The 9,229-nt window shown below is 38.3% G+C and carries 10 protein-coding genes; 3 read left to right on the top strand and 7 right to left on the bottom strand.

The window, feature by feature from the left end:
* On the top strand, positions 1 to 110 hold a 110-nt coding region (locus tag ACSLUH_RS19100), incomplete at its 5' end, for an IS3 family transposase (protein ID WP_448568195.1).
* Positions 111 to 591: 481 nt separating this feature from the next.
* On the opposite strand, the gene ACSLUH_RS19095 is transcribed toward ACSLUH_RS19100, so the two are convergent.
* The 5 genes from ACSLUH_RS19095 to ACSLUH_RS19075 all read right to left on the bottom strand — a co-directional run bounded on the left by ACSLUH_RS19095 (position 592) and on the right by ACSLUH_RS19075 (position 4,614).
* A complete protein-coding gene (locus tag ACSLUH_RS19095) occupies positions 592 to 1,452 on the bottom strand; it encodes an alpha/beta fold hydrolase (protein WP_448569997.1) in 861 nt (286 codons plus the stop codon).
* Positions 1,453 to 1,580: 128 nt separating this feature from the next.
* Positions 1,581 to 2,375 (bottom strand): trypsin-like serine protease, encoded by a 795-nt coding sequence (locus tag ACSLUH_RS19090; RefSeq protein ID WP_448569995.1) that lies wholly within the window; start codon positions 2,373 to 2,375, stop codon positions 1,581 to 1,583.
* 159 nt (positions 2,376 to 2,534) lie between these two features.
* Entirely contained in the window at positions 2,535 to 3,482 is a 948-nt protein-coding gene (locus ACSLUH_RS19085; protein WP_448569993.1) for a formylglycine-generating enzyme family protein, read from the bottom strand.
* A 131-nt stretch (positions 3,483 to 3,613) separates the two neighbouring features.
* Positions 3,614 to 3,964 carry a RidA family protein gene (locus ACSLUH_RS19080; protein ID WP_440874259.1) on the bottom strand — a complete coding sequence of 117 codons (351 nt, stop codon included), beginning with the start codon at positions 3,962 to 3,964 and terminating at the stop codon, positions 3,614 to 3,616.
* Positions 3,965 to 4,077: 113 nt separating this feature from the next.
* Positions 4,078 to 4,614, bottom strand: coding sequence for a hypothetical protein (locus ACSLUH_RS19075; protein ID WP_448569991.1), 537 nt, complete (start codon positions 4,612 to 4,614; stop codon positions 4,078 to 4,080).
* A 357-nt stretch (positions 4,615 to 4,971) separates the two neighbouring features.
* Here ACSLUH_RS19075 and ACSLUH_RS19070 point away from each other — a divergent pair, with 357 nt between their 5' ends.
* Positions 4,972 to 5,931, top strand: coding sequence for an integron integrase (locus tag ACSLUH_RS19070; RefSeq protein WP_448569989.1), 960 nt, complete (start codon positions 4,972 to 4,974; stop codon positions 5,929 to 5,931).
* 117 nt (positions 5,932 to 6,048) lie between these two features.
* Here the strand turns inward: ACSLUH_RS19070 and fre are convergent, their stop codons facing one another.
* Positions 6,049 to 6,741 carry an NAD(P)H-flavin reductase gene (fre, locus tag ACSLUH_RS19065; protein ID WP_448569987.1) on the bottom strand — a complete coding sequence of 231 codons (693 nt, stop codon included), beginning with the start codon at positions 6,739 to 6,741 and terminating at the stop codon, positions 6,049 to 6,051.
* 135 nt (positions 6,742 to 6,876) lie between these two features.
* Positions 6,877 to 8,346, bottom strand: coding sequence for a 4-hydroxy-3-polyprenylbenzoate decarboxylase (ubiD, locus tag ACSLUH_RS19060; RefSeq protein WP_448569985.1), 1,470 nt, complete (start codon positions 8,344 to 8,346; stop codon positions 6,877 to 6,879).
* Positions 8,347 to 8,559: 213 nt separating this feature from the next.
* On the opposite strand from ubiD, the gene ACSLUH_RS19055 reads away from it, so the two are divergent.
* On the top strand, positions 8,560 to 9,057 hold the full coding sequence (locus tag ACSLUH_RS19055; protein ID WP_448569983.1) for a hypothetical protein: 498 nt from the start codon (positions 8,560 to 8,562) through the stop codon (positions 9,055 to 9,057).
* The last annotated feature ends 172 nt before the right edge of the window (positions 9,058 to 9,229 follow it).

The raw sequence follows: 9,229 nt of genomic DNA, 5'->3' as shown, positions 1-9,229 counted from the left end.
ACGATGTAGCTGCGTATATGCGCTATTACAACTTAGAAAGGCTTCATACTGCTAACGGTGATCTGTCACCAGTAGAGTATGAGCTAAATTCCTTAAGAAAAGTGTCCTGATTTAGTTGCGCAGAACAAACATCAATCAATTGGGTGTATTCATAGCCACAAAGCTGTTACCCAATTATATGTCGATAGCCCTAAGCTAACCTAGCTTGATTAGACACTCAGTACGCGTGCATTAATACAATAAGCAAAGTCGCTTACACCTAACTTGAGCCTGAAACCAACTGGACACATAAAATGAAACCAGCCTACTTGAATAGCGCCTTGATTGGGTTAACCGATAAATGTCTAGTGCCCCTGTTTCATCAAAAGGACGAGAGACAAGACAGGCCGTGATGAGCTCACAATAAGAGAGCCTCTATATGTGTTTGCCGTAAGCAACTTGCTTAACGACCACATCGACAGACGAAGTAAACGAATTTGCTTATTGATTTAACCTTGCCCGTCACTGACTAAAAACGGGCAAAAAAAACACTATTACTTATTGACAGAGTTACGGCTCATATGTGTTATGTGATTTATCGACTTTAAAAGATTAGATTCCTTGAATAGCCTTTTCCAGAAGTGAATTAAACTGTATAGGCTTTTCAAGCATAGGAAAGTGCCCCGTACCTTCTATAAAAATAGATTGATAATACCTAATTTTATTTTTATTACCTTTCACATTTGTAGGCCACAACTTTGCATTAATGGTTATTACAGGAATATTCATGTTTTCAAATACAGAAGATGACTCACCTGTTTTATACTGAGCCATAAAATTACTGTAAGCACTGATAGCAACAGGTTTAGCAGCTGAAAGCATATCTGAACTAATCCACCTTTTCAGATCTTTATCAGTATTTTGAATAAATAAACTAGCAACAAATGCTCTCATGGTTTTGTCATAACTTTTTTCAAATGGTTTTACTGCTGCATTAAAATCTGTTTGAGAAATTTTTAATGAAATATCATGGAGGGTATCAACTCCAATAATTCCTTTAACCCTATTAGGCAAAAGTTGCGCTGTTGAAGCTACAACAGCTCCTCCCATAGAGTGACCAATTAAAATAACATTATCAATCGCCTCTTGTTCAATAACAGCTTGTATATCTTTTGCGAAAGAGTTGATTGTATAGTCGTTTCTGCTTGATGATGAATTACCATGTCCCCCCAAGTCGACGGTTATTACCTTATATTTTTTAGCAAAGGATTGTAATTGGTTTATCCAATAACGGCCATCACAACTCCAACCATGTATGAATATTAATACTCTATTTCCAGAGCCGTATACACTATATGCTATATTTTCTTTATCATAAGATATTGCAACATCATGCTTTATAAAGCTACTCTCGTCAGCAGCTGCATTGGAAATAAATGAAATGAAGAATAAAAATATTAGATAGTTTTTCATGATGTCTCCATGCAGATCAGAATCACATAACGCTCGCCTAAGAGGCGAAAAATGCTTGGCTAAAATTAGCGACGAACGAGCGCAAGACAAGCGTTTTTCTTACTTTTTAGTAACTTATATACCGTTACTTAGTTTTCGGACATGGTTTTTTTGATCCAGTCACTATAAGCTGAAATTCTGACCTGATAAGATTTTTTTCCATAATGACCTGCAACAAATTCTTCTAAATTACCCTCAATATAATCCCAGCTAAACAACCCTACCAAATAGCTTTTTCCCTTAGAGGTCATAATTAAAGGACCGCCACTATCACCTGAGCCATCAATCCCTTCAAGTTCAAGGGCTTCTTCACCAGTGTCAAAAGTAATTGAGATCCAATTAGAATGAATTTCTTCAATTCTATTTTGCAGGTGCCTGAACACTCCCTGAGTGCCTCTAACTGAGCCAGTATTTCCATTCCCTGTTGTCCCTCGGCCATACCCTGTTATTACTTGATTGAGCTCTTTGTTTTCAGAATATATTTCAATAGGGGCATTATCCGGTAATTCAGAGCTTAACTTAACTAGAGCAATGTCATGCGCAGTCATCATAAAGGCCATTAAGTCTGCAGCATCTCCACTCAGCATACTCTCAGGAATACTTTTTATACCTGGGTGGATGATTACCTTTTGAACCTCAACTTTGTATTCGCCGATTTGTAATTTTTTACCAACAATATTTGGTGGTAAAAGGTGTGCTACTGTCACAACCCAATTAGGAGCAATCAAAGCACCATGGCCACCATCTGGCATATCGACAAAAAACGGCGGTGTTTTTTCTAATTCATAGTTTCTGGCTTGAACATCATGGCGAATGACTATCGCCAAGCTATCAAAAGAAAGCAATAGTATGCAAGCTAAGTAAAAATATCGAACTAATTTCATTCTATTTCCCTTTTTATATTTTATTAGATTTACGAAGAAATTTACTCTTCGAGGTGTATAGCGCCGCAATATGGGGCGTATTAAGCTTGGCTAAAATTAGCGAAGAATGAGCGCAAGCCAAGCGTTTTGCGTCCATGCCATTATTTGCTTATTATGCGGTTACTCAGCGTCCTGAGCTAACCTAAATCCCACACCATAGAATCTTAGGTTCCTAGGTAAGCCACCTCGAAATGCCGCACGATTATAAATTGGAGGGTAATACCAAGAAGCTCCTTTAACGGTAATATTTTCCATTCTCTCTTGGGTCTCACAGGAGTTTTCAGTCTCTAAAGGAGTATCACTATAACCTGAACAGGTAAACTCTTGTGCGTTTCCTAGCATATTATAAAGATTGTAGTCATTCGGCTCATAAGAATGGACATTAGTCGTTTGAATAGCCCCATCATGACACTTAAAGGAATAATCTTGTTGCATGTATTCGTTAAGTGATAAATCTGAAACATTACCGTACTTACAAGCTTCAGAAGCCTTTATATCATTGCCCCAGTAACGCCATGAACCCCTTTGCTTTTCAGAACCTCTAGCTGCTAACTCCCACTCCACTTCAGTGGGTAGCCTAAACTCATGATTAGGTTTAAGTTTATTGTTAAGCCAAGCAATAAAATTTTTAGCTTCATAGTAGCTAATACATACGACTGGGTGAGTATTTTCTTGTTTAAAAGTCGGATTTTTCCAATCTGCATTTGGATTATTTTCCCATCCATTGTCACCGACTACATAACAACCCTTTACACCAATTGTAATATTTTCATTCTCGCTGGCATATTGTTGGTATAGCTCTAAGGTCACTTCATATTTTGATATTTTGAAACTATCAACACATGCTTCGTGATAGTTTTCATTTGTAAATTTTTGAGTGTAATAATCTTCAGATGTTTCCGAAATTAGCCATTTCTTTTCATCATTAAGTTGCCCTTTCATATAACACTGTGCTTGAATTTCTATAAAAGCTAGAGATTTATTAGATGAAAGATCCATTTTTTCTTCAGCAATTACTAAAGCACTGACTACAAGAAGTATTATTAAACCGAAACTTTTAAAATTCATTTATTTTCCAAGGTGAATATGAGTGGATAGAACGCCCACATTAATGGGAAAAAAATTGTTGGCTAAAATAGCGACGAAGGAGCAAAAGCCAACTGTTTTTTGTCCCTGTTTAATTGCTTGTTAGCAATACTTTAACTACGAACTGCTGTTACCGTTACTTCGATTAAAACTTGTCCCTCGAGGGCAACACCTAAACATGCTCTTTGCGGCCAATGTTCCGGATTAGTACCTAACCAATTTTTCCAAACAGAATCCATAATAGGCTTATCAGCCATATTGGCAATATAAACTTGAGCTGAAACAATTTGAGTTTTGTCAGAGCCTAGTTCGAGCAAATTATTTTGTATGGTTTCGAGGGTTAATTGGGTTTGTTGCTCAATTCCTACTGACGTGTCAGAAGAAGTTGCAACTGTCCAAACTAAATCTTTATATGTGGATGACTTATTGCGCCCATCGTAAATTCCACGCTTTCTCTCGATCATCGATACTACCTTGTACTGCTAACGCCGCCATATGGGGCGCAAAAATGCTTGGCTAAACTTAGCGACGAAGGAGCACAAGCCAAGCGTTTTGCGTCCATGCCATAATGGCCTTGTTAGGTTTTCTTTTCTTTGATGTTGACTGAGTAAACTTTGTTAAAAATGTTGATATCTTCAGTATGAAGTTCGAAAGGCTCTCTGAAACAAAAGTTGGACTCTGCGCACTCTATATTTACTTCTGAATTGTTGTCATGTTCGCCTCTCAAAAAGAATAAACTGCTACACGAACTTGGATCGTTTCCCGCTTTCGCAACACACAAAAAGACAATATTCGGTTCCCAATTGCATTCGGTGCTTGGATCTAGCTCTTTAAGAGGCACATGGAGTTTATGATGGCCATCATTAATGGTCGGTCGATATTCAAATTCAGTTGATTGAGAAACATGTAGTCCAGCTAACCAGTTATAATTTTTGCAGTCTTTAGATTCGCTCCTGGCTACATATTGAACTTTAATTTTGTAGGTCAAAGAGTCAACAATTTCCCCCTCGATATCAATATAATTTTCACTGGGTACTGTATATTCAACTTTCGCTCGCATAGAGCTACAAGCAGCTAAAAAGAAAATTAAAAATATTATCGCTAATCTATCCATAGAAAACCTAACGCTTATTATCGAGAACTACACTTTTGCAGTTTGTCTAAACCAAAATCAAATTTAACTGCATCGATAATAATACATTGATTTATATTGAAATATTCCATCACATTAATGTCATCCTTGCAAACGAATTAAAAAACAAAGCGAGACCTTATTTAACGAGACTTACTTTACTTCCTATTAAATCAAAATTACAGATGAATTTTATTATTGATATTAGCGGCTTATGATTTGTTAAAAAAACAAAGCGAGCATGGTTTAGTTTATTTAGTAGGAAGCAAAAGTTGGCGTTTTAGAATATCTGAATTATAACTGTATATAAATACAGTTATAATTATAGGGAAATATTTCATGGCTAAATCACCATTTATCGAATCTATTCGCAATACGTTAAGGACGAAACGATATAGTTTAAAAACTGAAAAAGCTTATTTGTACTGGGTAAGACGTTTTATCTTTTTTCATTCTAAAAGGCATCCTCAAGAAATGGGCGAACCGGAAGTTGAATACTTCTTAACGCATTTAGCGATCAACGAGAAGGTATCACCACTTACACAAAACCAAGCGTTATGCGCGTTGATTTTTATGTATCGGCACGTTTTAAATACCGAGCTTTCAAATTTACAATTTCAATTCGCTAAAACGCCGCAACGAGTTCCTCAAGTATTAACACATACTGAAGCCATCGAAGTTATCACTCACCTGTCTGGTGTTCATAAACTCATTGCAATGTTGATGTATGGCAGTGGCTTTCGCGTATCAGAAGTATTGCGGCTGCGGATCAAGGATTTAGATTTTGAAAGAAATACTATATTTGTCTATCAATCGAAAGGCCAAAAAGATCGAATGACACTTTTGCCTCTAAACATTAAAACCGAATTGAAAGCGCAAATAGCACGAGTCAAAAAGATATATGAAAAAGACGTAGAAGAAGGTTATGGCATGACGTCGCTGCCACCATCACTGATTCGTAAATACTCAAATGCCGCTAGAAACTTTTATTGGTATTACTTGTTCCCATCAATTAAACGATGTCAGCATCCCTATGATAATTACATTAGTCGTCATCACTTACACCAAACGGCGTTCCGAAAAGCATTAAAAGTGGCCAGTAAAAAAGCGAATATATATAAACGGGTAACAAGCCACACCTTTCGGCATAGCTTTGCAACCAGAATGTTAGAAACAGGGCATGATATTCGTGTTGTTCAGGAACTTTTAGGTCACAATGATATAAAAACTACCCAAATCTACACCCACGTTTTAGGGAAAAATAAATTTGGTGCACTAAGCCCTATCGATGGAGCTTAATGGCAGCAATATACCTTGAGGTAGTATTGTTGAAGATTTGTGCTCGACAACGTTTTTATTGGAAAACTGATTCAGGTCAGATAACGAACTTATATCATCTGACCTAATATTTTTTAATTAAATAAACGCAAAAGCGTCGGCATGCATTTGCTCTAGTGTCACACCACGGGCAACAAAATCATCGCGCACGGTGGCCACCATATCAAATCGGCCAGCTAAGTAGATGTCGAATTCGCTTAAGTCTTCGATCTCTTCCATCACTACCTGATGTACGATACCCGTTTTTCCTTGCCAGCTTTCAGTAGGGTGTTGAATAACAGGGTGAAAACTGCCATTTTTCAATGACGCAATTGTTTGGGTTGATTTCTCAAGTTCAAAACACGCGCTTTCTTCACGTACGCCCCAATAAACAATCACTTTGCGTGATGATTGCTTGGCGGCAAGGTGCTCAAACATTGATTTAATATAAGAAAAACCGGTACCGCCTGCGATTAATAGTAGCGGTTTGTCATTGTCACGCAGGTAAGCCTTACCAAAAGGCATTTCTATTTGAACTGTCGTCGATGCTTTAATACGATCAATCACTTGCATTGGATAACTATCTGCGCCAAAAGCACCTATTTGTAACTCAATAAGCTCATCTCCTGGTTTACTAGCAATCGAAAACGGGCGCTTGTCATCATCACTCATGACAAAATTTAAATATTGTCCCGGTAAAAAGTCGATTACCTTTTCAGGTTTTAATAATACCTTGTAGACAAACTCCGTCAGTTTCTCTAATGAATGTATCTGACAATTAATTATGCTCATTAATTACGGTTACCTTACGCTTAAATAATTTTTTGGTGCAAATTTTCGCCGGCATTTTATCATGAATAGATAAAGTGTGTTGTTTTTTCGCATTGCTCAACCAATATCGTACTAATGCGCAACACCGTTTATCGATTAATCTAAAATATTTAGTTGTTCCCACATATCATCAACTTCTTGCTTAACGGCTTCATCCATGACAATAGGCACACCCCATTCTCGATCAGTTTCTCCTGGCCATTTATTGGTAGCATCAAGCCCCATTTTTGAACCTAGACCTGACACGGGCGAGGCAAAATCTAAATAATCGATTGGCGTATTTTCAATTAAAACGGTATCTCGACTCGGATCCATACGAGTGGTCATCGCCCAAATAACATCTTTCCAATCACGTGCATTGACATCATCATCACAAACAATGACAAACTTGGTGTACATAAACTGTCGTAAGAATGACCATACCCCCATCATCACTCGTTTTGCATGACCTGCATATTGCTTCTTAATGGTGACAACGGCTAAACGATAAGAGCATCCCTCTGGTGGTAAATAGAAGTCTTGTATTTCCGGAAATTGCTTTTGTAAGATAGGTACAAACACTTCATTTAGCGCCACACCTAAAATTGCCGGTTCATCTGGTGGTCGACCGGTATAAGTGCTGTGGTAAATCGGGTCTTGTCGATGAGTAATATGCGTAACCGTAAATACGGGAAAGTCATCGACTTCATTATAATAGCCAGTGTGGTCACCATACGGTCCTTCTGGAGCCATTTCTTCTGGGTCAATATAACCCTCAAGGATTATTTCAGCGGTAGCCGGCACTTCTAAATCGTTACTTAAACACTTGGCAACTTCAGTTTTAGCCTGACGTAATAAGCCAGCAAATGCATATTCAGAGAGGGTGTCTGGTACTGGCGTAACCGCGCCTAATATCGTCGCAGGATCTGCCCCTAAAGCCACTGATACTGGGTATTTTTCACCTGGGTTAGTCTTTTTAAACTCTTGAAAATCAAGCGCTCCCCCTCGGTGAGACAACCAGCGCATAATCACTTTGTTTTTACTCAATACTTGTTGGCGATAAATTCCTAAGTTTTGTCGCTCTTTGTGTGGCCCTCGAGTAACAGTTAAGCCCCAAGTGATCAACGGCGCAACGTCCCCTGGCCAGCAACGTTGTATTGGCAACTTGGTTAAGTCTACTTGTTCACCGCTTAGCACCACTTGCTGACATAAAGGCTTTTTAATTACCTTCACTGGCATATTCAATACTTGTTTGTATAAGGGAATTTTTCCCAAGGCATCGCGAAAGCCTTTCGGTGGTTCAGGCTCTTTTAACATTGCAAGTAACTTACCGACATCTCGCAACGCATCAACGCTATCCTGTCCCATCGCTAACGCAACCCGTTCAGGTGTACCAAAGAGATTGGTTAATACCGGTACGTTATGACCGACAGGGTTTTCAAACAAAAGCGCCGGACCGCCAGCTCGTAATGTTCGATCACTGATTTCCGTCATCGCTAAATCAGTTGAAACCGGATGTGAAATCCGCTTTAACTGGCCAATTTTCTCTAATTGCTCAATAAAGTCTCTTAGGTCACTGTATTTCATTGATTCACTATATCTTTGAATGTCGTGATGCAACCTTGCATCATCACCGTTGTCATTTAGGGTCCACTGCTATGAGTGCGCATACTACTATAATCTCTATGCTTTGTCGTTTTAAACCATCAGTTAAGCCTTTAATAACAAATCATTGGCATAGCAGTTTATCTTGTCTATACCTTACATCATTCAAACGCAATAAATTAACATGGAGGCCTCATGCGATTTGCGCTTTTAGTCGTTTTCTTATTAAACGCTGTCACCTATTCAGCTTTTGCGAATACAGCCTGCAGCGAGAAAGAATATCGTCAATTTGATTTCTGGCTTGGCCAGTGGCAAGTAACGACAAAATCTGACGATGTCATACGAAACAGCAGTATCACTTTGATCAATGATGGTTGCACTTTATTAGAAGAATACTCAACACCCGGAGGTTTTGTTGGTAAAAGTTTAAATATTTATGATCATCAGCAAAAGCAATGGCACCAAACATGGACAGACAATGCGGGGCAACTCTTGTTACTCAATGGACAAGCGACAGCAAATACCATGGTGTTATCGGGGCTAACTCGAGATGAAAATAATATAACGGTATTAAATCGTATTACCTGGACGGCTAATGAAGACGGCACCGTTAGACAGCATTGGCAAACAAGTAAAAATGGTGGCCAGACGTGGAAAACATCTTTTGATGGGCTTTATACTAAAATAGATTAGCAAACGCTCATCTGAAGTTCATGTGAAACAAAAAAGCCAGCATTACGCTTAATGCCGATCAGTTAAGAAATATTTAATGATCCATTGACCGATCAACTGGTTAGTTTATAAAGGCTTCTGAATTTATTCAGGAGCCTTTTCTTTTGCAATTAACAACAGCACTTTCTCTTGC

The sequence above is a fragment of the Thalassotalea ganghwensis genome (assembly GCF_053485795.1).
Note: the sequence above shows the minus strand (reverse complement) of the source record. Positions and strands in the feature narration are given on the sequence as shown.